The following is a 23,215-nucleotide window of genomic DNA, read 5'->3' on the forward strand; positions in this document are numbered from 1 at the left end:
TCCGGAAAGAAAAAGCCCCGCTGCGGGGCTTAAGCGACGGAGCGGGCCGGAATTACGGCCCCCTTACTCTTTCGCATCGGACATTTGCTGAAGTTCTTCTTCAAGCAGTTTGCGGCGCAGGACTTTACCGACCATCGTTTTCGGAAGCTGCGTCCGGAATTCATACCGCCGCGGCACCTTGAAAGCAGCCAGCCGGTCCCGGCACCACGTGTTGAGTTCCTCTTCCGTAAGGATTTCTCCTTCCCGGACGATAACGAAGGCTTTCACAGTCTCTCCCCGATACGGGTCCGGTATTCCGATCACGACCGCTTCCTTGACGGCCGGATGCTCGTAAAGTACTTCCTCGATTTCCCGCGGATAAATATTGAAGCCGCCTGCAATGATGATATCTTTTTTCCGGTCCACGATTGAAAAATAGCCTTCCTCGTCCATACGCGCCATGTCTCCGGTATAGAGCCAGCCGTCCTTGAGCACCGCCTCCGACTCATGCGGACGGTTCCAATACCCTTTCATGACCTGCGGTCCCTTCACGATCAGCTCACCGATTTCGCCGATTTCCGCCTGCTCTCCGGTTAGGGGGTTTACGACCTTAGCTTCCGTATCCGGGAACGGGACGCCGATCGAGCCGATCTTCCTTCTTCCCCAGATGGGATTCGCGTGCGTCACCGGAGACGCTTCCGTTAATCCGTAGCCTTCGATCAGGCGCCCGCCCGTCAGCTCCTCGAATCTTTCCTGCACCTCAAGAGGAAGCGGAGCGGACCCGCTGATGCACACATTAATCGAAGATAAATCGTACTCCCGGATGTCGGGATGATTGATCAAGGCGATATACATCGTCGGCGCGCCCGGGAACACCGTCGGCTTCAGTTTCGAAATGAGGCCCAGGATTTCGCCCACTTCAAACTTCGGAACAAGCACCATCAGGCCGCTGCGGACGACCGCCTGGTTCATGAGTACCGTCATACCGAACACATGAAAAAATGGAAGCGCTGCCAAATAAATTTCTTGTCCGTCTGCCGCCCGGTAGAACCAATGCACAGTCTGCAGCGTGTTCGAGATCAGGTTCAAGTGCGTCAGCATGACTCCTTTCGAGAGTCCCGTCGTGCCTCCCGTATACTGGAGCAGCGCCACATCCTCGGCCGCATTCACTTCTTCCATGACCGGTATTGCCGATGACGCCGCCAGCAGCGTTTGGAAGGACTGCACGGAATCGCTCCACGGAACGCTCAGATCCGCTCCGTCCCGCTTCGCTTTGATCGGGTACAGGATATTCTTCGGAAAAGGCAGGTATTCTTTCAAAGAAGAAACGAGTATGTGCCGCAGGTGTGTTCTCGGCATAACCGCGCCGACTCTCCGGTACAGCAGATCCAGGGTTACGATCGCGACGGCCCCGGAATCGACAAGCTGATGCTCCAGCTCCCGCTCCATATAGAGCGGGTTCGTCTGGACCACTACCGCGCCGGCAAGCAGCGCCCCGTAGTAAGCGATCACGCTTTGGGGACAGTTGGGCAGCATGATCGCAACCCGCTCCCCTTTCTTGACGCCGAGCCGCCTCAAACCGTTGGCGAACCGGTAGCACGCCTCCATCAGCTGCCCGTACCTGATTTTTTTGCCCATAAAATAAAGGGCGGGCAGCTGCGGGTTTCTCCCCGCCGCCTGTACCAGAAGGTACGCTAAATTATGCCTGGGATACTCGTAAGTCGAGGCGACTTCACTTTCGTAGTGATGCAGCCATGGCTTAGCCGAATCCATACAAGATCATCCCTTTCGCGGGCCATATCGTCAGATGACGTATTTCTCAGCAGCTATGACACGAGCCGCAATTTCGCGCTTTAGCCCGACCGTATCGGCCGGTGTGCTGCGCGTGAGCTTCTTGAGAACGGACAGCTGGGTGCGCAGCACGTCGCCGGTTTCCATCGCGGCCAGCGTCTCCTTGGCAAGACGCTCGATATCGGCAAACGCTTCCTGAACGAAAACGTCCGTCATTTGGATCGCGTTCTTCGCTTTCTCCTCGCCCGATTTCGCGATGAGCTTGCGCGTCCGCACCAGAGTCGTTTCCATGGCATAAATCCCGATCATCATATCCGCCAGATTGCTGAGCACTTCCTGTTGCTTCTCCAGATTCATGCCGTATTTCTGTACGGCGGAGCCGCCCGCCATCAGAAACACTTTTTTCGCCATAGCGGTCAGATGGGCTGCCTGCTCCAGCGTTTCGTCGAACGTTTGGCCCGGAATAAGCTGCATGAGCTCGGCTTGCAGAGCCTGCGCTTTGCCCATAAGATCCAGCTCGCCCTTCATCGCTTTCTTAAGCAGCGTTCCCGGAATGAGAAGGCGGTTAATTTCGTTCGTTCCTTCAAAAATCCGGTTGATCCGGGAATCCCGGTAAATCCGTTCGATTTTATACTCCTGAATGAAGCCGTAACCGCCGTGAATCTGCACACCCTCATCGGCCACGAAATCGAGAGCCTCCGAAGCGAAAACCTTATTAATGGAACATTCCAGCGCGTATTCCGCGATCGCTTTGGCGGACTGCTGTCCCGCTTCCGCGCTGTCGTGATCGAGGTTCCGGAGAGCCGTGTCGATCATGCCGGATGTACGGTATACGATGCTTTCCGTCACATACGTGCGGATATTCATTTCCGCAAGCTTCTTCCCGATAAGCGGGAAGGAAGAGATCGGCTGACCGAACTGCGTACGGGTGTTGGCGTATTTCGCGCTGAGCTCGATGGCTTCCTTGCTGGCGCCGAGACAGCCCGCTCCCAGCTTGAATCGACCAATGTTCAAAATATTAAAGGCGATAATATGCCCGCGTCCCACTTCCCCGAGCAGGTTCTCGACCGGCACATGCACATCTTCAAAATAAAGAGGGCAGGTGGACGAACCTTTGATGCCCATTTTCTTTTCTTCCGGACCGATAGAGAAGCCCGCCAGATCGCGTTCCACGATAAAGGCGCTAAAATCTTTGCCGTCCACCTTGGCGTATACGATGAAAATATCCGCGAATCCCGCGTTGGTGATATACAGCTTCGACCCGTTCAAAATGTAGTGCCGCCCGTCTTCCGACAGTTTTGCCGTCGTTTTCGCGCCCAGCGCATCCGAACCGGAAGTAGGCTCCGTCAGGCAGTAGGCCGCGATTTTTTCACCCGTGGCGAGCTCCGGCAAATATTTCCGCTTCTGCTCAGGGGTGCCGAAGAAGACGATCGGCAGGGTGCCGATCCCCACGTGCGCTCCGATGGACAGGGCAAAGGCGGACGCTTTGGACAAGTTCTCGTTGATAACGGTCGAGCTGATTTTATCGAGCCCGAGCCCGCCGTACTCCTCCGGCACATCCGCTCCCAGCAGGCCGATTTCTCCCGCTTTGCGCATCAGTTTGACGGTCAGCCCGTAATCAAGCTTCTCAATTTGTTCGTCCTTCGGAAGCACTTCTCCTTCTACGAAGTCACGGGTCGTCTCCATCATCATTCGCTGTTCTTCGGTGAAATCCTCCGGTGTAACGAGAGTGTTGACATCCAAATCTTCGATTACGAAACTTCCGCCCCGGGTCCATTTCCTCGTTTCAATCATATGCGATCTCTCCTTTAATGGATTCATACGCGAAGATAAGCTTGCTTTATATCCGGTTTCCGCCGCTTACGGCCGTCCGTTTTACGGAACTACAGCCTGCATTCGTGCAGAGGCCGCAGGGGCCGGGTATGTTTAATTCATAGCCTTGGAAGGAATGCCCTACGGCCCCCATCTTCATATTCGTCGTGTCCGGCTCCCGGAGCACAGTCGGCGCCGTATGGCCGTTTGACGAGAGTCCGTGATCGACCGCTTTACCGCCTGCGGCCCGGCCTAACGTGCTTCACGTCCGGGCGCCCCGAAAATTGCGGCTCCTATCCGCCGTACACTTCAAATACGCCGGCCGCTCCCATCCCGCCGCCGATGCACATCGACACGACTCCGTAACCGCCGCCTCTGCGTCTCAGTTCGTGAATGAGACTGGCCGTCAGCTTCGTACCCGTACATCCCAGGGGATGACCGAGCGCGATGGCGCCTCCGTTGACGTTCACCTTCGCTTCGTCCAGCTTCAGCTCGCGGATAATGTGCACGCACTGGGAAGCGAACGCTTCGTTGATCTCGTACAAATCCACCTGCTCCTGCGTGATCCCGGCCTGCTTCAGCGCCTTCGGAATCGCTTCGACCGGCCCTACACCCATAATCTCGGGCGCTACGCCCGCCAGCGCGAAGGAACGGAATGCCGCGAGCGGCGTCAGCCCCAGTTCCTCCGCGCGCTCGCGGCTCATAACCACGGCCGCCGCCGCTCCGTCGCTCGTCTGCGAGGCGTTGCCGGCCGTTACGCTGCCTTTCAGCGCAAAGGAGGGACGCAGCTTCGCGAGCACTTCGGTTGTCGTATCGGCACGGACGCCTTCGTCCGTGTCGAGCACGACCGGCTTCTCCCAGCGATTGCCGCCGGCATCCACCCCTTTCACGCTCGTCTCGACGGGAACGGTCTCCTCCTTGAAGCGGCCTGCGGCAATCGCGGCCGCCGCCTTGCGGTGACTCTCCGCCGCAAAGGCGTCCTGGTCCTCGCGGGAGACGCCGAACCGCTGCGCGACGTTCTCCGCCGTGTGCCCCATGCCCATGTAGATCTCCGGCATTTCCACGGCCAGCTTCGGATGCGGCGACAGCTTGAATCCCGTCATGGGCACATGGCTCATGCTCTCCACGCCTCCGGCAATGATCACGTCCGCGTGCCCGAGCATGATCCGTTCCGCCGCGTAGGCGATGGATTGCAGACCCGACGAGCAGAACCGGTTGATCGTGACGGCCGGAACCGCAGCCGGGAAGCCCGCGTACAGCGCCATCGTCCTGGCGAAGTTCAGCCCCTGCTCGCCTTCCGGCATCGCGCAGCCGATGATAATGTCCTCCACGTCTTCCTTGCGCAGTCCCGGCGCCCGTCTTACCGCCTCCTCCAGGACGATCCGTCCGAGATCTTCGGCCCTCGTCTGGGCAAGGCTGCCTTTCTTCGCTTTGCCTACCGGAGTGCGTACTATCGATACAATGACCGCTTCTTTCATGGTGTTCTCCCCTCGCTTCGTCCTGAATTAGTTGCGCAGCGGCTTACCTTTGGACAGCATGTGCTGCATCCGCTGCTGGGTTTTCGGTTCGCCGCACAGGCTCAGGAACGCCTCGCGTTCCAGGTCCAGCATATACTGTTCCGTCACCAGGCTTCCCGCCGGAATATCTCCGCCCGCCAGCACGTGCGCCAGTTTATTCGCGATAAGCTGATCGTGATCGCTGATATAGCCGCCGAGCTTCATCGTATACGAGGCGACTTGCAGCACCGCTTTGCCGCTGTCGCCGACGACCCGAATTTTCTCTTCCTGCGGAAGTACATAGCCTTCGCGGTCCATGGCCAGCACCGCCTGCTTGGCGGTATAAATCCGGTGATCGCCGTTCAGAACGACGGAATCTCTAGGACCCATATAACCGAGCCGCTTCGTATCGTAGCCGCTGGTGGACACCTTCGCCATTCCTATCGTTTCGAAGTAACCGTTGATGTACGGCTGAAGGTCTACCTCGGGATTGCCCGCGGCAAGCCGGCTGCTCCGCAGCGCCATTTCCTTGCAGCCGCCTCCGGCCGGGATGACGCCGACGCCGACTTCAACCAGGCCGAAATACGTTTCCGGCGAGAAAATAATCCGGTCGGCCGGCAGGCATGCTTCGACCCCCCCGCCGAGCGTCATGCTGTGAGGGGCGGCGACGACCGGTTTCTCCAGCTTTTTCAGTGCCGTCATCGAGTTCTGGAACAGGCGGATGATGCTGTCCACCTCATCCCACTCCCCGTCCTGCGCTTCCATGAGCAGGATCATGACATTCGCGCCCACACAGAAGTGGCGCCCTTCGTTGGCGAGGACCAGCCCGCGGTAATTTCGCCTCACTTCTTCCGTACTTTTCTGCACCATCGTCAAAATATCGGCGCCGATCGCATTATTCGGCGAATGGAACTCCAGACACGCCACGCCGTCTCCGATGTCGATCAGACTGGCGCCGCTGTTGCTCAAAATCACTTTATTTTGCTGCTTAAGCGCTTTTAGCGAAATATGCTCCGGACGCGTGTCGACTTCCTTATACGCGCCCCGGTTGTAATAGAACGTCGTGCCTTCTCGTTTCTCGTAGAAACGGGTATGTCCGGCTGCAAGCCACTCCTTCACCCAGGCGGGGACGGTTTCCCCCTCCCCTTCCATTCTTTTGACAGAGCGCTCCAGGCCGATGACGTCCCACAGCTCGAACGGCCCAAGCTCCCAGTTGAAGCCCCACTTCATCGCGTTGTCGATTTCAACGATGGAATCGGCGATTTCTCCCAGCTTCTCGGCCGAATAAAGCAGGACCGGTTTAACGACGTTCCAGGCAAGCTCGGAATATTTATCCGGGACCGAGAGCAGCGCTTTGATTTTGCCCGCGCTGCCTTTCGCATTCTTGGCCGCTTCCAGAGATGCGGAAGTAACTTTCCGTGACGGTGCATATTCCATGGTGCCGAGATTAAGCGCCTGGATTTCTTTCCCTTTTTCATTTTTTATTTTCTTGTAAAAACCTTGGCCCTTCTTCTCGCCGATCCATCCCTGCTCCACCATGCCTTTAAGCGCGGCAGGAACGTCAAAAATCGTTTTCTCCCTTTCGTTATCGACCAAGTCGTAAACATTACTTGCCACGTGAACGAAAGTATCCAGTCCGACAAGATCCAGCGTGCGGAACGTGGCGCTTTTCGGACGGCCCAGCGCGGGCCCCGTGACGGCATCGACTTCTTCTACGGTATAGCCTTTCTCCAGCATTTCCCGGAGGGTAACGAGCAGCCCGTACGTGCCGATCCGGTTGGCGATAAAATTCGGCGTATCTTTGGCCGTTACGACGCCTTTTCCGAGCCTTTTTTCGCAGAAATCAGCCATAAAACGAAGGATTTCAGGATCGGTAGATGCTCCCGGAATGATTTCAAGCAGCTTCATGTATCTCGGCGGATTAAAGAAATGAGTGCCTAAAAAGTGCCTCTTGAATTCCGGACCGCAGTCTTCCGCCATAGCTTCAATAGAAATTCCGGATGTATTGGACGAAACGATCGTTCCCGGTTTCCACACCTTCTCGATCCGGGACAGGAGATGCTTCTTCACGTCGAGACGTTCCACGACTACCTCGATAATCCAGTCGACGCCCGCTAATTTGGCCAGATCGTCTTCCAGGTTTCCGGGTGTAATGCGTGAGGCAAACGCTTCGCTGTACAGCGGAGCCGGATTCGTTTTCTTCAGCCTCTCGACCGCTTCCGCCGCCAGGCGGTTTCTCACCTCCGGCCGCTCCAGGGTCAGGCTCTTTTTCGCTTCTTCGTCCGTCAAAGCCGTCGGAACAATATCCAGCAGCAGGCACGAAATACCCGCACCCGCCAGATGTGCCGCAATGGCCGCCCCCATCACGCCGGAGCCGATAACGGCCGCTTTTTGAATCTGATTCACCATGTCGCATTCCCTCCTGATCTTCATCTGCCGTCCGGCCGCTTTTGCTTATGAAACGGTCTGGAACGGCGCCGGTGCCTTGGCACCAAATACGGATTCTTCGAGTAGTTCTGCGATATCCCGGGCTTTGACCGTTTCTTCGGCTTCTTTCATTTTCGTGCCGTCTTCCATCATGGTCAGGCAGTACGGACATGCCGATGAAATCACCGTCGGGTTAACTTCCAGCGCCTGCTCGGTCCGGGCCAGGTTGACTCTCTTGCCGGCCGTTTCCTCCATCCACATCATGCCTCCGCCCGCACCGCAGCACATACCGTTCTCACGGGAGCGGGTCATTTCAACCAGTTCCACGCCGGGAATCGCTTTGAGCACATTGCGGGGCTGATCGTAGACGTTATTGTAACGGCCGAGGTAACACGAATCGTGATACGTGATCCGTTCGTTCACCTCATGGCTCGGAGTCAGCTTTCCGGTGCGGACCAGTTCATCCAGAAGTTCCGTATGGTGAAGAACCTCGGCTTCCAGCCCGAATTCGGGATATTCGTTCTTCAAGGTGTTGTACGTATGCGGGCAGGCAGTCACGATTTTGCGCACCCCGTATTTCCGGAACAATTTAATATTTTCCTCGCAGAGCTGCTGGAATAAAAATTCGTTCCCTAAGCGCCTCGGAGTATCTCCGGAATTTTTCTCCTCATTGCCGAGAATCGCGAAATTAACGTTCGCTTCATTCATGAGGCGGACGAGGGAACGCGTGATTTTACGGCTCCGGTTATCGTACGAGCCCATCGAACCGACGAAAAACAGGAGATCGAATTCCGCGTTTTCTTTGACCGTCGGCACGTGAAGTTCGCCTTCCGGATCGATTTCCTGCACCCACTTGGCCCGGTCGCTGCGCGAAATCCCCCACGGGTTGCCCTGGCGCTCGATGTTCTGCATGGCCCGCTGCCCGTCATGCGGCATGGAGCCCTGCATGAGAACGAGATGTCTGCGCAAATCGATGATTTTGTCGACATGCTCGTTCGCTACCGGACACTGGTCTTCGCAGTTGCGGCACGTCGTGCAGGACCAGATTTCCTCTTCGGTCATCACGCTGCCGACCAGTTCCATCTCCTCCGGCTTTTTGTCCGTCGTTACCCAGGAATGCTTCTGCGCATCCATCGTCGGAGCGATATCGGTAATGCCCGATCCGTTCCATGCTCCCGGCTCATGTCCTTCCGCGTTCATTTCATGAACCGCACTTTCCCCGAAAGCGAAAGCGGGTACCCAAGGGGATTTGCTTGTAACCGCAGCCCCCTTCTCCGTCAGGTGATCGCGCAGCTTCACGATCATGTGCATCGGCGAAAGCATCTTACCGGTGCCGGAGGCCGGACAGACGCTCGTGCAGCGCCCGCATTCCACGCAGGCATACAGATCGAGCATCTGCTTTTGGGTCAGGTCTTCGATCTTGCCCAGCCCGAATGATTCCGCCTCCTCATCTTCCAGGTCCAGTTTCCGCAGCCGTCCGGCGGGTTCCCGTCTTTTAAGCAAAATGTTAAGCGGTGCCGTAATCAGATGAAAATGCTTGGACTGCGGCACATAAACCAGGAAAGCCAGCAGAATAAGCAGATGCGCCCACCAGAACAGATGATAGAGAACGACGGCCGCACCGAGAGGCATCCATCCGAACGCGAAGGCCAGCAAAGATGAGAGGGGTGCCATCACGGTAGGCTCCAATCCTTCCCGGATCCGGTCGAAAGCAAGCGTGAGAAGGACCGAAAGCATCAGGCTGAAAATAAAATAGACGACCAGGCTCGGCTTCCATCCTCTCTTCAGCCGTTTCAGCTTCTCTCCGTACCGGCGGTACGCTGCGTATCCCATCGCGATCAGAATGGCCGCTACCGTGATTTCCTGGATCAGACCGAAAGCTTCGTAACCGGGAAGCGGCAGCCCGTGGGCGGAAAGCCCTTTGACGATAATGTCCAGTGCGCCGAACTGAAGAATAATGAACCCGTAAAAAATGACCATGTGCATGATGCCGCTTTTCTTGTCCTTCAGCAGTTTCGTCTGGCCGAACACTTGAACGGCGAAGTCTTTCAGCCTCTCCTGAAGCTGTCCTCCCCAATCGACCGGCTGTCCGAGCCTTACATAGCAATAACGGTGATACACAGCTTTGGCAAACAGGTAAACGCAGAGTCCCGTCACGCCCAGAAACAGAATCAACTGCACGATCGCTCCCAGCAAAGGAAACAACCCCTTTCTCGGATGCTTAACATCTTTTATCACTTCAACCATATAAAGCGTTTACATGACCCGAGCAAATAAAAGCATGCTCTCCTGACTAACGTTCGGATCAATCATGCTCTTCTCATGGTGCCGCAACCTCGGAACTTCGCCTTGACGGCGGTCATTCAGTCGTTGACATGGCCCTGGATCTATTTTATGATGGCTGTAGAAAATGAATGAGTATTCATTCACTATTTAATTCGTATTTTAGCACCGGGGTGATTCCATGACAAGCAAAAAAAAAGAAAAATATGATTTAATTCTCGAAGCAGCGCTGAAAGTATTCGCCGAACACGGGTTTCACCGCTCTCAGGTTTCCAAGATCGCCAAGGCCGCCGGCGTCGCGGACGGTACGATTTATTTGTACTTCAAAAGAAAGGAGGATATTCTCATCTCCTTGTTCCGCGAGAAACTCGGAGAGCTTGTAGGCAAGTTTCATCTGCACATCGAGCAGACCACCGGCGTCAAGGAAGCGCTCCGCAAAGTTTGCGAAATTCATTATACGGAGCTGGAAAATAACGTCGATCTCGCCTTCGTCACTCAAATCGAGCTGCGGCAAAGTTCACTTGAACTCCGCAAAGAAATAGGAAAAGCCGTTAAGCCGTATATTGAATTAATCGAGAAGCTTCTTGTGAGGGGCGTGGAGGAAAAATTGTTCCGGGCCGATCTTGATGTGAAGCTGACGCGACTGCTGTTATTCGGGGCGATGGATGAAGTGGTTACCTCCTGGCTTATTTCAGGACGCAAATATTCGTTGTCCGCCCAGGTGGACGGCACCGTGCAGTTCTTTCTTCAGGGAATTCAGGCTTAAAAGCCGGTTATCCATAGAGGATATTCATTTTCAATAGAGGAAGGGGACAACAGCGATGGACATTATCGTGCTGCTGAAACAAACGTTTGATACCGAGGAAAAAATCGTGCTTGAAAACGGACAAATTTCGGAGGATGGCGTCAAGTTTGTCATCAACCCCTATGATGAATATGCGGTCGAGCAGGCCATTCAGCTCCGCGACGAGCACGGAGGCAAAGTCGTCGTCGTTTCCGCCGGACCGGAACGCGCCGCCGAAGCTTTACGGAGCGCGCTGGCGATGGGAGCCGACGAAGCCGTTCTTCTCAACGATGAGCGCATCGGCGTCGACGAGCATGCCGTGGCTCAGGCGCTCCACGCATTTCTCTCGCAGGAAACGTACGATCTCATTCTGGGCGGAAACTTCTCCGTCGACAACGGCGCCGGCCAGGTGGCGGTCCGTCTGGCCACGCTGCTGGGTATCCCCCACGTCAGCTCGATCACCAAGCTTGAGCTGGAAGGCGGCAAAGCGGTCGTACACCGCGACGCCGAAGGAGATCTGGAAGTGGCGGAAGTGTCGCTTCCGGCACTTTTCACGGCCCAGCAGGGGTTAAACGAGCCGCGTTATCCTTCCCTCCAGGGAATCATGAAGGCCAAAAAGAAGCCGTTCCGGGAAATCACGCTGGACGATATCGGACTAAGCTCTGTGGAATCCCGCACCGGCCGCGTAGATCTGTTCCTGCCGCCGCCGCGCAAAGCCGGAAGAACGCTCAAAGGCGAACCCGCGCAAACGGCTGCGGAGCTTGTGCAGCTTTTGCGTAACGAGGCCAAGGTTATCTGATCGGTCCGCTGACTGTTAAGCGGTTCTCCGGTTTTGAACGGTTATTCTGCGCACTTATTCCCTATTTGAGTCTATATAGGAGGCGACTGAATCATGTCCAACACTTACCTGATTGTAGCTGAAGCTAAAGGCGGCGCTCTGCGCCAGGTTTCTTTCGAAACGATCGGCGCGGCGAAGGCGGCTGCCGCCGAGGGGGATTCCGTTCTCGCCGCATTGATCGGCTCCGGCGTGGCGGGCCTTGCGGATGAACTGGCCGCTTACGGCGTCGAGAAAGTTTACGTGACCGATCATGCCGACCTCAAAGACTACAACCCGGAAGCTTACGGCAAAGCGCTTCATGCCATCATCCGGCAGGCGGGGGCCGACGCGGTCCTGTTCGGTCACACCGCCATCGGTAAAGACCTTGCCCCGAAGATCGCTTCCCTGCTCGGCGCCGGGCAGATCTCCGATGTGACGGCCGTTGAATCGGACGGAGGCAGAGCCGTCTTTACACGTCCGGTCTATGCGGGTAAAGCGCTTGAGAAGAAAGCGTTTACTTCCTTCCCGTGGGTCGTCACCGTCCGGCCCAACAACATTGCCGCTCCCCCTTCCGCCGAAGGTGCGCCGGCAGCGGTCGAAAACGTGCCGTACGAAGCTCCGTCCCTTCGTACGGTTATCCGCGAGGTCGTCCAGAAGACCTCGGGCAAAATCGACCTTGCCGAAGCCAAGGTCGTCATCTCCGGCGGACGCGGCGTCAAGAGCGCCGACGGCTTCAAGCCGCTCGAAGAGCTTGCCGGCGTGCTCGGCGGAGCGGTCGGGGCATCGCGCGGAGCCTGCGACGCCGGGTACTGCGACTATGCGATGCAGATCGGGCAGACCGGCAAGGTGGTCACGCCCGAAATTTACATCGCATGCGGCATCAGCGGCGCCATCCAGCATCTGGCCGGGATGAGCGGATCGCGGGTCATCATCGCGATCAACAAAGACCCGGAGGCGCCGATCTTTAAAGTCGCCGACTACGGGATCGTCGGGGACTTGTTCGATGTCGTGCCTCTGCTGACGGAAGAATTCCGCAAAGCGCTGTAGCATGGCGACACGGAAACCCGTCCTTTACAAGCGCCAAAAAAGCACCGAACACGCCGGTAAACCGGCTGTGCTCGGTGCTTTTCGCTGAACGGACGGACGGGTGCGTGCCGCAGGGGCTTTGGCCTCGCTGCGCGGGTAATGCCGCCGGGCCCCAGCCTCGCCGGCTGCATGCCACAGGCTCTCATCGCGCCGCGCGGGCACGTACCGCAAGGACTCGACCTCGCCGCGCGGTTTTACGCAGCCAGTCCCTCCACTCCCCGGGCGTTCGTGCCTTAGCTCTTTCACTCGATTGCGGCCTCAGCGCTTCGCAGGATGACCGGTATACTGGCGTATGCGTGAGATTATCGCGCTTCCGCTTTCTTTCGGATCCTGCGCATCCAGCCTCGCGGACAGCTTAACCCGTCGTCCGCTCTCAGATTTTCGCCGCCAGCACGAGCGTCCCCCTGGGCTGTGTTCCCCCCGCATCAGGTTCCAGCGTGATAGCGACCGTGTCGTAATCCTTCGGCTCGAAGGTGTAGTAGAGAGCGCCCGTGCCGCCCTGCGGAAGGAAAGTTCCCGCGTTCACCTTCTGTTCGCCTTTAATGAGCCATACCTGAAAAGCCTGGGAATCCCGCAGAGCAGGCAGCTTCTCAGCCTGAACAACGAGATGGGTGCCCTTGGCGTCGATCACGATCGTAGCGAGGCCCTCTGCCACGATGCCTTCAACGGCAGGGTTCAGCTTTACCACTTTATTCGCCTTCGATGCCTGGGAAGGCTGTCCCGCCAGCGTAAGCTGCCCTTGAAGCGACGATACACTTTGCTGAAGAGAAGCATTGAGGCCCTTCAGCGAGCGGACATCTTCCCTGAGCTGCACGTTCACCCATCCGAGAATCAGCGCTGCGGCGGTAATTCCCGTTCCGGCCGCCCACCGGATAAAAGTCCGGCTTCTTCTGCCCGCGGGTCTTCTGGCGGACACCGGCTCGTGCTCCACGGCCTGCACCGGTCCGGGTACCGTCCCGCCGGTCCCCTTTTGTAATTCGGCTTCGCCCGGTGTATTCGTTGCGCGGTAACTGCCCTGCGCCCCTTCATGCGGACCGTTTGCGCCGGTGAACGGTGCCGCTGCGGATGGATCCGCTTCATTGTTCAGAATACCGCCAAGAACGCGCTTTTTCATTCCATCGGGAACCGGTGCGGGCTCTACCGTATAAGGAAGCAGGTCCATGACAGCCTGCAAGTCTTCTCGTTCTTTTTTACATGCTCCGCAATGACTCAGATGTTCTTCCATCTGTTCTCTCTCAGACTGTGACAGTCCCCCGAGCATGTATAGCTCCAGCCATTCGCAAAGATTGGGAGATTCTTGTCTGCTCATATGGGCGCACCCTCCTTTCCGCGGCCAGCCAGCTTCTCCTTAAGCTGTTTCATGGCCAGCCTTACCCGGCTTTTTACCGTACCCAGCGGAATCTCCTGTCTTTGGGATACTTCTTGATGAGTATATCCTTTAAAATAAATAAGATCGATCACTTTTTTCTGATCCTCGTTCAAATCTTCCATCGCCAAGGCAAGCTCTTCCCCCATAAAACGGAGTTCCACTTCCTCCTCGGTTCCCCTGCCCCGGTCCGCCACCTGAAGCAGCTTGTCCGGTTCGGCAAGCTGCCCCGACGTGCGCGTCTGTTTCCGGCGAAGCGTGTCTATGGAAATGTTGCGGGCAATCGCGAACATCCACGTCGACAGTTTGCCCTGGGCGTCCTCATACCGCTCGGCATGATTCCAAATGCGCAGGAACAGCTCCTGAACCACCTCTTCGGCCATCATGGAATCTTTGACGAACCGATAGGCAAACGAATACATCGGACGTTCATAGCGATCGTACAACTGCTCCAGCGCCTGGGGCTGCTTTTGAGCAATAAGGCGCATTAGCTGCGAATCTTCCGGCCACTCATTCATGTTGGGGCTCCTTTCCACCGATGATCGCCCTTATCTTTCCTTTCGCAAAAAGCGCCGGGTCGGATTCCTTTTGTATCTATAAATTTTTTTGTAAAAATGCCGTTGACCCCCTTCTGGTTGCATCACCAGCAAAATTAACCAAAATACGAGGGTCATTAAACGCATTTCCTACTCTGCTGGTATAAATAAAACGGACCGTCCGGGTCCGTTTGGCACGATCGGGTTCGCCGTCACTCTAAATTAATCCGGCAAGGCCGTACCTGGCCTTCATTATTTACGAGCCTTACGGGGAAATCTTGCCCGAAGCCATTTCAAAATCGCAAAGAGTGCCGCCCCCGAAGCTGCGGCAAATGCGGCAATCCGGGCTTCCGTTAAATAGGAGCGGCCGAAACCGTGTCCTCCACCCGCTTCCGCTGCCGATATCCAGCCCGCTCCGCAGTAAAACGCATAGAGAACGAACAGCAGCATACACAGGAGAGCTTTCAGACTTTCCTTGAATCCCTCCGCTTGCCTATAGCCCATGTAACGCAGCCAGCCGCCAAAAAGGATCACCGTCAGAAGAAGAAACGAAGCCCACTCTTGCCTGGAAACATAGCCGGCCGGCACGTTTTTGCCTAAATGATAGAGCCAGTACGCATGCTCGGCCATCCCGGCCAGCAGAATGACGGGGACCGCCGTCCGGTATGCCCCGCTTTTCAGAATCCGCTCCAGCCGGTGCGCAGCATATAGGCGGAGCCCCTTCTTGACTGTCGTTTTCCGTTTTTCTGCCGCCAAGACAGTTCCCCCCGCTTAATAAGATTTATCGCTTTGCTAACACTATACGGGTTTCTTCGGGGAAACATGTCTGATAATGGACAAGGGCCGCTTGCCGCATCCTTACTTTACAAAATTTGCCACATGTTTCATCCTGCTATAGACTGTAGAGAAGCAGAAAACTGCCTTCCATTTATTTAACACCTGACCTTGTCCGAGTGAAAGCATCCGATATGCCCGCACGGCTTAACCGGCTGAGGGACGAGACGCATACATATGCCCGTCCGGGATCGCGCCTCGTCTCACATCTGTTTAAGAACGTTCTATATCGTTCAGGAAGCTTTGCAGAGACCGGACGGCCCGCCAAAAACCGCTGCCGTCACGCGGGCAGCAAAAAGCCGGGACCCGAAGGCCCCGGCTGCGCGCAGGAGTAGCGATTAGTACAGTTTATCCAGAACAGATTTCGCCGTGTGCTCCAAAGCCCGGTAAGTCTGATCTTTCATTTGCATGGCAACGGCCGTTGACAAAATATCCAGCAGATGAATTTGCGCCAGCTTGGAAGAGAAGGCTCCGCCCTGCAGAGGGGTTTCCTTCGCCGTAGCGAGAAGGACGACATCGCTCTGGTTCGCAATCGGCGAGCGGGCATGGTTGGTCAGGCAGATGATGTAAGCGCCTTTCTGCTTCGCCAGGCGGACAGCGTCGACAAGATCCTTGGTGCTGCCCGTCGAAGAGATACCGACGACTACATCGCCTTTCTCTACCAAAGACGCGTTCATGGCAATAATATGGCCGTCGCAACCGGCGTCCACATTAAATCCGAGCCTCATGAACCGGTATTTGGCATCCTGGGCGGTAATGCCCGAAGACCCTACTCCGAAAAACAAAATTTTTCGTGCCGCCAGAATAGCGTCAATCGCTTGCTGCAGCTCCTGGACGTTGAGTAAAGATGTCGAGTTCTGCACCGCCTGCGAGTTTTGGGAGGTCATTTTCTTCATGATCTGGTCGAGATCGTCGCTTTCCTCAATCTTGCCGTGCACCTGCTCGCTTGGCGTAGCCAGCACCTGGACGAGCGAAAGTTTAAATTCCTGATATCCCTTGTAGCCAAGCTTGCGGCACAAACGGATGACGGAAGTTTCGCCTACTTCCGCTTTTTCCGCCAAGTCCGTAATCGTATAGAAAACGGTAGCTTCAGGATCCTTTAATACGGTGTCGGCCACTTTCTGCTCGGATTTGGTCAGTGAGGAATAAATACTGTTGAGGAGCAGCAGCGAATTGTTCAAATCGGCGATTTTGCTCATAGATGGGACTCCTTTTCGTCATTCTGCGCGGTCAGACAATCAGTTCACGGTTTTCTTTTCTAGTCTCTACATGAATAGTACTTGAAACTAGGCGATTTGCCTAGTGCATCTCCATATTTTTCAAAGTTTGCCTATGTGTCCACACGGTTTATTTCTGTAGTTTCCTGTCGTACAAAGGGTTTTTCTTGCTGAGAACCGTCGATTTCTGGATGGAGAGTACAACTTTATTTTAACTTATATTTACTATAATTTAGCAAGTTCAGATAAAAATATCAACAAAAATATAGGTACTAAGTCCTAAATAAGATTACTTATAAAGGCTGATTTTGAAAACCGCCCTCAGATGGATGGTTGTTCAGGTATACCGCTTCTTTATCCTGCATAGATACCGGGAGGGACTTTTTATCTTTAAAAGCTCTTTAAATTTTTTTTGAAAAAAGTTTTAAAAAAACGTAAACAGGCTCCAAGAAAACGAAATTTCTTCTTTTTTCCGGCCTGTCATCCGAACCAAAATGAGACTTTCGTCGTATTAAAATAAGAACGTATGTTTGCTAAAATGAAATAGATTCCAATATCAGGAAAATAAATAGACTGTGGAGGGATTTGACTATGAACCGTGAATTGAAAGCAGATGTCGTCATTATCGGTGGGGGTGTCGGCGGTTGTGCAGCCGCTCTTGCTTCCGCCAAAATGGGAATGAAAGTGATCATGACGGAAGAAAACCATTGGATCGGCGGACAATTAACCAGCCAGGCGGTACCGCCGGACGAGCACAAGTGGATCGAGCAGTTCGGCTGCACCCGCAGCTTTCGCCAGTTCCGCAACGGGGTGCGCTCCTACTACCGCGATTATTTCCCGCTTACGGCCGAAGCTCGCAGCATCGTTAACCTCAATCCGGGAAACGGCGGAGTAAGCCGCTTGTGTGCGGAACCGAGAGCCATGCTGGCGGTCTTGGAGCAGATGCTTGCGCCTTACGTCAACAGCGGCAAGCTGATTATTCTAACCCGCCACCGCATTACGGCGGCCGAAACGGACGGGGACAAAATCAGGGCCGTCAAAGTAAAACACTTGGATCTCGGTCATAAACACACGTTGACCGCGCCTTATTTCCTCGACGCGACCGAGTGCGGAGATGTTCTTCCGCTCGCCAAGGTCGAGTATGTGACAGGTGCCGAATCCCGTAAAGACACCGGAGAGCCAAGCGCGCCGGAAGTGGCCGATCCGAAAGATATCCAGGCATTTACGGTCTGTTTTGCCATGGACTATTTCGAAGGCGAGAACCATGTCATCGACAAGCCGAAAGATTACAATTTCTGGCGCAATTATAAGGCGGACTTCTGGCCGGACAAGCAGCTCAGCTGGATTTCGCCTAACCCCGTAACGCTTGAGCCTGCCGAAGATACCCTGTTTCCGGGCACCGAGAAATATCCGCTCTTCAATTACCGCCGTGTAATCGATAAGGCGAATTTCATGCCGGGTACGTTCCCGAGCGATATTTCTCTCGTGAACTGGCCGCAGAACGATTACTGGCTCGGCAATATTTATGACGTTCCCGAAGCGGAAGCGAAGAAAAATCTCGAACAGGCCAAGCAGCTCAGCTATTCTCTGCTCTACTGGCTCCAGACCGAAGCCCCCCGTCCGGACGGCAAGGCCGGTTATCCCGGTCTGCGCCTGAGACCGGATGTCGTCGGGACCGAGGACGGAATGGCCCAGGCGCCGTATATCCGTGAATCCCGCCGGATCAAGGCGGAATTCACCGTCAAGGAGCAGCACGTCAGCACGGCGATCCGCGGCGACAAAGGCGCCGAAGTGTTCCCGGATTCCGTCGGAATCGGCGCTTACCGGATCGATCTTCATCCGAGCATGACGGGACGCAACTATCTGGACGTGTCCTCCCTTCCGTTCCAGATTCCGCTCGGCAGCCTCATTCCCGTGCGGGTCAACAACCTCCTGCCGGCGTGTAAGAACCTCGGCACGACCCACATCACGAACGGCTGCTACCGTCTGCATCCCGTGGAATGGAATATCGGCGAAGCCGCGGGCTTCCTCGCCGGCTACTGTGTACAGAACGGCTACCAGCCCCGTGAAGTGCATGCGGACAAGACGAAACTGGAAGGCTTGCAGAACATTTTATCCTGGAACGGCGTAGAGCTGGCATGGCCGACCATCACCCCGCTTTAAGTTTTCATCCCCGCAATACCCGGTCTCCAATCGAAAAGCCGCCTTTATGCAGAATCTTCTGCTAAAGGCGGCTTTTCCCCGTTTATCTGCGGCGGGTTATTTCCAGGATTCCCCTTCCGGCTCCGCGGTTTTTCAATACCGTTTTACGAATACGGCCGAAGGCAGCCACTCCCCCGTGTTGTGCCTGCGCCCCCGGATCGTTACCGAATGCGGCGCCACCTCGACGAGGACGCTTTCGCTTTCAACGGGAGCCGGGTCAATGCCGTCTCCGATCGGCCTGCGGACAGAGGAGGTTCCCATATGAGAGCAGCCGTCTTCGAAATAAATCCCCTGACTGGCCAGCGTGTAATGGGTGTGCCCCGAGAAGAAGCACACGTTCGGATGCCGGCGCAGCAGCTCTCTCAGCCGCACATCCTGCACGACGCCTTTCTCGCCGGGGTCATAACTTCCCGCCACGGTATGAGGAAGCGGCTGATGCAGGAAGACGAACACCGGCCGCTCCCGGCCATGCGGACGGTAGCCTTCTTCCTCCGGCGAGGAATCCGCCGGCTGCAGCCCGGTCTCTTCCTCTCCGGGGGAGCCGGCCTGGCCCGTACTGCCGCTTTCGGGTGCGGCGGCTTCAAGGGCTGCCGGTGCCGGTGCCGGTGCCGCCTCGGCCGCGGAGGCCGTTTCGGCTCTGCCCTGCGCTTCGGCATGACGGGGGCGGGATTCCTCCCGCAGAATCCGCTCCAGCCAGGCGAACTGGCCGTCGCTGATCCAGGCATCCTCCCGGATAGCCGGATCGGTGTCCCTGTAGCGCTCGGCGCTCATAAATACGAAGCGCAGCCCTTTCAGGCGCAGGTCGTAATAGGGCAGCGGCTTTTCCAGAAAGCCGAGAAACCGGGCCATCGCTTCCGCCGTCGACCAGCCGTTCGGGAAGGTATCCGTGCTGAAACTCCCGTCCTTGTACCACATCCGGTAATATTCGTGATTTCCGTTCGTCACATAAACGGGAACGCGGGCATGTTCGGATAAAATACGTTTTAATACCGTATAATCCTCGGAAAACCCCTCGGTTAGATCCCCGTTAATGACGATGAAATCGGGCGGATGCTTCATCGATGCGTAATCTTTCAGGCAGACTTCCAGACGGCGGTGGGACTCCGGGTCCCAGGCGACCACATGAATATCGGACAATACCGCAAACGTACATTTCATAGTTCTGCACCTCTTCTCTTCCTCTAAAGGATTGAAAAGCTATTTTTGCAGCCTTTTTGAAACCACTTACGGTCTGTTCTACCTTCTGTCTTACGTTCTGTTCTACCTTCTGTTCTACCTTCTGTCTTACGTTCTGTTCTACCTTCTGTTCTACCTTCTGGTTTCCTACCGGTCGTTGTTCGGTTTTCTGCATGTACACACCCTACTCCTCTGTCTCACCGGACATACCCGACTCTCCATTCAAACCGGCCTCCGCGGAAAACAAAACATCCTCATCCGCCTGCGTGCCGCCGTTTTCACCGGCATCATCCGACTCTGCGGCATACTTAGCGCCTTTTCCGGATTTGGCAGACGTAATCTCGGCAATCTTGAGCGCTCCCTTCAAATCGTACAGCACCCGTTCTTTGACCTCGGCATTCAAACGGCTGTCGGACGAGATATCGTTAACCAGGGACGCCAGTGATTTTCTTACCTGCTTCAGACGTCCCGGATTGAGCCGTGGATTTTTCTCTCCGCCCAGCTTTTTGACGATTGCTTCCAGCTCATCGGTATAACGGCCGGCTTTGCGGGCATCGATCCCTTTATAAGGGAGGTAAAGTTCTTTTACTTTCCGCTTTTGTCCCGCGATAACGGAGGCAAGAGAACGGGCGGGATCTCTGTCGGGAACGACCGCTTCATTCCGGTACACGCCCAGCACCGTGTTTTTGTCATACCCCTGATCGAAAAACGATTCATACTCGAAAACGGCGCTGCCGCTGATTCCGAGCCGATGACTTGCTGCGATCTGATCGGTGAACGCGTCTCTGGTCAAATCGATAAAGGACCCGACGCCGATCGTCACATACGATTTATCCCGTGCGATCTCGAACGTTTTGCGGGCATCTTCCACAACGAGCGTGGTGTCCAGCTTGTAGGACATCGGGAACACGTTGTCGATCAGGTTATGCTTCACCCAGTTCATCGAATCCTGCAGCACGTCTCCGCGGGCAATCTCATATTCGGGCCACACCGCGGCGGTCAGCTTTACCTGGGGCTTCCACTTCTTCACTTCCCGGGCCAGGCGGAACACAAACTTGTCGACAAAACCGACGCGCATATCCACCCACTGAGCCCAAAGTGCATCTCCCGGGTGCAGCAGGACGGGGTCGGTCCCGTATTTCTTCTGAAACAGGCTCCGGGTATAGGTGTCATAACCGAAATCGTTCGTAAAATCTCCCGAACCCGGATACCTCGCGTAATCGAGGTGCAGACCGTCGACGTCATATTTGCCGAGCAGCTCCTTATAGACGTCCAGCAGGAAGTCATGCGTTTCGTCCAGAGCGGGATTGATAAAATAATAACGGAATCCGCTTGCCGCATCTTCCTGATAATTTTGGCCTTTCCGGCTGAGCAGCGACCATTCGGGCTTGCGCTCCACGATCGGTCCGGGCTCGGGTCCTCCCACGAAGAAGTTTTCGACCCAGGCATGGATCTCGAGGCCCCGCTTTTTTCCTTCATCCAAATAAGCCTGCAGTACATCAAACCCGCCGTACATGGGATTATGGGCCGTAATTTTGTTCTTGGTGGGATAGATGGTATACCCGTTCCAGAACGTCTCCAAGTAAACGGAGTTAAGGTGAGCCGCTTTAATCTTATCCAGCGCCCGTTTAACTTCCTCCAGAGTCTTCTCTTTGGGCCGGATCCAGATTCCCCGGTTTTCAACCGTTCTGGACTCTATGTTCATGTAATGAACACGCGTGGCTTTCGCATCCAGCTCGGCGAGCAGTTCCGTCAACCCTTCGACGCCTTTTTCCTCCAGATGCCTGCCCGCCTGTATTTCCAACTGCTTCACCTGCCGGATTTCTTTGCGGATTTCATCGTAGGGAACATCCATAAATTTGCGTTTGGATTCCTCTATTGCCTGCTCCGCATTCCCGGCGGTAATCCGCGCCCTGTCCAGATAAGATTGCGGGGTAAAAATAAGCAGCACCTGCTTCTCCGCCCGGTTGATTTTCACAGTCGCCCCAATGGCCGCATATCGCGAAAGCCAGGCCATTTTGGAGCCGTGTCCGGAAAGAACGAATCCCCCTGCGGGAATCGGCCGGTTGTTGCCTCCGTTCGCGATGATTTTGCCGTCCGCATTCACGGCCGCTTCACCCCCCCACGGATTGGTGCCGGTAGCAGGACCGTAACTGCTGTCGTAAACGATGAGCTGCTCCGCTCCGCGATGTCCGGGATACGGCTTGTTGTTCGTATCGTCCCATCCCGGCGGGTTGTCTTCCCTCGTCCTGGGATTAAATGCGTCATAAGTCATTTTGGACGCAAAATACATGGGATAGTTATTCAACTCCATGGATACGGCCAGCCCCGGAGCCGCCAAAGCCAGCAGATCGGCATAGTAAGGACTTGCCGATTGCACGGATAGGACGTATCCCCCCTTGGGAATCGGCGAATCATTGTCGATGAATTTTCTGCCGGAATCGATAAGAAGTCCTTTAACTGCCGTAACCCGGCCGTTTTCGATCGTCACTTCGATTCCCCACGGGTTCGTGCGGGTGGAGGCTCCGTAATCCGAATCGAACAGTACCGCTTCCCCCTGATTCCGCGGACCGTTAACCCGATCCAGAGGAATAATCAAATCCGCGACCCGCACATACTTCGCAGGCAGAACGGGAATTGTGAGGTTCACGGCAGTAAGACTGTCTCCCACATTCAACTGCTGCAGAAGTGCCTTTGTGCTGGCCGTGCCCGACAGTACGTAGCCGTTTTTAGGTAAGTAAGTTCCTTTTTTGCCGTCTGTAATTTTATCAACGATGATGCCTTCCGTCACGATCAGCTCGATCGTCCTGTCATCGAAAGGAGTCGTATACATTCCGTATGTGCTCGTAAACACGGTCAGAGCGTCTTCTTTACGCTCCTGATCCATGCCGGCAACCGGATGCAAAGTTCCGTCGGGCAGTCTGACGTGCGATCCGTAAACGGATTCATTTACCGACACGTCAAGAGTCGACTGCGGATGAAAAGGGACCTTGGGCCCGTCCGCCGGACGAAAAGGATCCCCATCGGCGGCGCCGGATTTCGGGCTGTCGGGCGGCACCGCGATGCCCCTGTAAGGCCCGGGGTGCTGCAAATAGGCGGCTGACGCAGCCTCATGCAAACCGGAAACCGCTCCGGCAGTCCCGTAAAACGAGATGCAGCCTGACGCGGCAACAGACAGGAGCAGGACAGCAAACAGCGTTCTGCGGAGCAGCCCGCTTGAGCGAAGTGATCTTTTCACCGTCATCTTCCTCCTTCAGGTGTAAACTGGCTCCAGACATACAAAAACGGAGAACATCCGAGCAGGTTAAGCTGAGCCGCTAATCACCTCCTGTTATTTTCTCCCCTGTTTGCCAATCCGATTACCCGTATTGTAGCACCATTTTGGTCTATATGGAATATTCTTCTTGTA

15 protein-coding genes are annotated in these 23,215 nt (G+C 55.5%); 4 read left to right on the plus strand and 11 right to left on the minus strand.

Annotated features, from left to right (window positions below; genetic code table 11):
- Positions 1-63 precede the first annotated feature (63 nt).
- The 5 genes from ABC395_RS16065 to ABC395_RS16085 all read right to left on the minus strand — a co-directional run bounded on the left by ABC395_RS16065 (position 64) and on the right by ABC395_RS16085 (position 9,701).
- The gene (locus ABC395_RS16065) at positions 64-1,752 is read right to left on the minus strand and encodes a long-chain-fatty-acid--CoA ligase (RefSeq protein ID WP_413004637.1); all 1,689 of its coding nucleotides are present in this window, start codon (positions 1,750-1,752) and stop codon (positions 64-66) included.
- A 30-nt stretch (positions 1,753-1,782) separates the two neighbouring features.
- The gene (locus ABC395_RS16070; RefSeq protein ID WP_413004639.1) at positions 1,783-3,564 is read right to left on the minus strand and encodes an acyl-CoA dehydrogenase family protein; all 1,782 of its coding nucleotides are present in this window, start codon (positions 3,562-3,564) and stop codon (positions 1,783-1,785) included.
- A 311-nt stretch (positions 3,565-3,875) separates the two neighbouring features.
- Positions 3,876-5,060: an acetyl-CoA C-acyltransferase gene (locus ABC395_RS16075; protein ID WP_413004640.1), complete on the minus strand. Its 1,185-nt coding sequence runs from the start codon at positions 5,058-5,060 to the stop codon at positions 3,876-3,878.
- A gap of 27 nt (positions 5,061-5,087) precedes the next feature.
- Entirely contained in the window at positions 5,088-7,487 is a 2,400-nt protein-coding gene (locus tag ABC395_RS16080; RefSeq protein WP_413004642.1) for a 3-hydroxyacyl-CoA dehydrogenase/enoyl-CoA hydratase family protein, read from the minus strand.
- 45 nt (positions 7,488-7,532) lie between these two features.
- Positions 7,533-9,701 carry a (Fe-S)-binding protein gene (locus tag ABC395_RS16085; RefSeq protein ID WP_413004644.1) on the minus strand — a complete coding sequence of 723 codons (2,169 nt, stop codon included), beginning with the start codon at positions 9,699-9,701 and terminating at the stop codon, positions 7,533-7,535.
- Positions 9,702-9,969: 268 nt separating this feature from the next.
- Between ABC395_RS16085 and fadR the strand changes: the two genes are divergently transcribed.
- The 3 genes from fadR (at position 9,970) to ABC395_RS16100 (ending at position 12,436) form a co-directional block, all read left to right on the plus strand.
- On the plus strand, positions 9,970-10,554 hold the full coding sequence (fadR, locus tag ABC395_RS16090) for a fatty acid metabolism transcriptional regulator FadR (RefSeq protein WP_413004645.1): 585 nt from the start codon (positions 9,970-9,972) through the stop codon (positions 10,552-10,554).
- A 55-nt stretch (positions 10,555-10,609) separates the two neighbouring features.
- Positions 10,610-11,371 carry an electron transfer flavoprotein subunit beta/FixA family protein gene (locus ABC395_RS16095; protein ID WP_413004647.1) on the plus strand — a complete coding sequence of 254 codons (762 nt, stop codon included), beginning with the start codon at positions 10,610-10,612 and terminating at the stop codon, positions 11,369-11,371.
- A gap of 93 nt (positions 11,372-11,464) precedes the next feature.
- Entirely contained in the window at positions 11,465-12,436 is a 972-nt protein-coding gene (locus tag ABC395_RS16100) for an electron transfer flavoprotein subunit alpha/FixB family protein (protein ID WP_413004648.1), read from the plus strand.
- A 412-nt stretch (positions 12,437-12,848) separates the two neighbouring features.
- Here ABC395_RS16100 and ABC395_RS16105 read toward each other — a convergent pair whose 3' ends face one another.
- The 4 genes from ABC395_RS16105 to ABC395_RS16120 form a co-directional block, all read right to left on the minus strand.
- Positions 12,849-13,784, minus strand: coding sequence for an anti-sigma factor domain-containing protein (locus ABC395_RS16105; protein WP_413004649.1), 936 nt, complete (start codon positions 13,782-13,784; stop codon positions 12,849-12,851).
- Positions 13,781-14,359: an RNA polymerase sigma factor gene (locus ABC395_RS16110; protein WP_413004651.1), complete on the minus strand. Its 579-nt coding sequence runs from the start codon at positions 14,357-14,359 to the stop codon at positions 13,781-13,783. The genes ABC395_RS16105 and ABC395_RS16110 overlap by 4 nt, the downstream gene beginning before the upstream one ends.
- 270 nt (positions 14,360-14,629) lie before the next feature.
- The gene (locus ABC395_RS16115) at positions 14,630-15,133 is read right to left on the minus strand and encodes a hypothetical protein (RefSeq protein ID WP_413004652.1); all 504 of its coding nucleotides are present in this window, start codon (positions 15,131-15,133) and stop codon (positions 14,630-14,632) included.
- Between the two features lie 416 nt (positions 15,134-15,549).
- Positions 15,550-16,410 carry a MurR/RpiR family transcriptional regulator gene (locus ABC395_RS16120; protein ID WP_413004653.1) on the minus strand — a complete coding sequence of 287 codons (861 nt, stop codon included), beginning with the start codon at positions 16,408-16,410 and terminating at the stop codon, positions 15,550-15,552.
- 609 nt (positions 16,411-17,019) lie between these two features.
- Here ABC395_RS16120 and ABC395_RS16125 point away from each other — a divergent pair.
- A complete protein-coding gene (locus tag ABC395_RS16125) occupies positions 17,020-18,591 on the plus strand; it encodes an FAD-dependent oxidoreductase (protein ID WP_413004654.1) in 1,572 nt (523 codons plus the stop codon).
- Positions 18,592-18,723: 132 nt separating this feature from the next.
- Here ABC395_RS16125 and ABC395_RS16130 read toward each other — a convergent pair whose 3' ends face one another.
- Together ABC395_RS16130 and ABC395_RS16135 are read right to left on the minus strand one after the other, a co-directional pair.
- Positions 18,724-19,788, minus strand: coding sequence for a metallophosphoesterase family protein (locus ABC395_RS16130; protein ID WP_413004656.1), 1,065 nt, complete (start codon positions 19,786-19,788; stop codon positions 18,724-18,726).
- Between the two features lie 202 nt (positions 19,789-19,990).
- A complete protein-coding gene (locus ABC395_RS16135; RefSeq protein ID WP_413004658.1) occupies positions 19,991-23,050 on the minus strand; it encodes a glycoside hydrolase family 10-like protein in 3,060 nt (1,019 codons plus the stop codon).
- Positions 23,051-23,215 lie beyond the last annotated feature (165 nt).

Origin of the sequence: Paenibacillus canaveralius (assembly GCF_047238265.1) — a bacterium.
GTDB lineage: Bacteria > Bacillota > Bacilli > Paenibacillales > NBRC-103111 > Paenibacillus_F.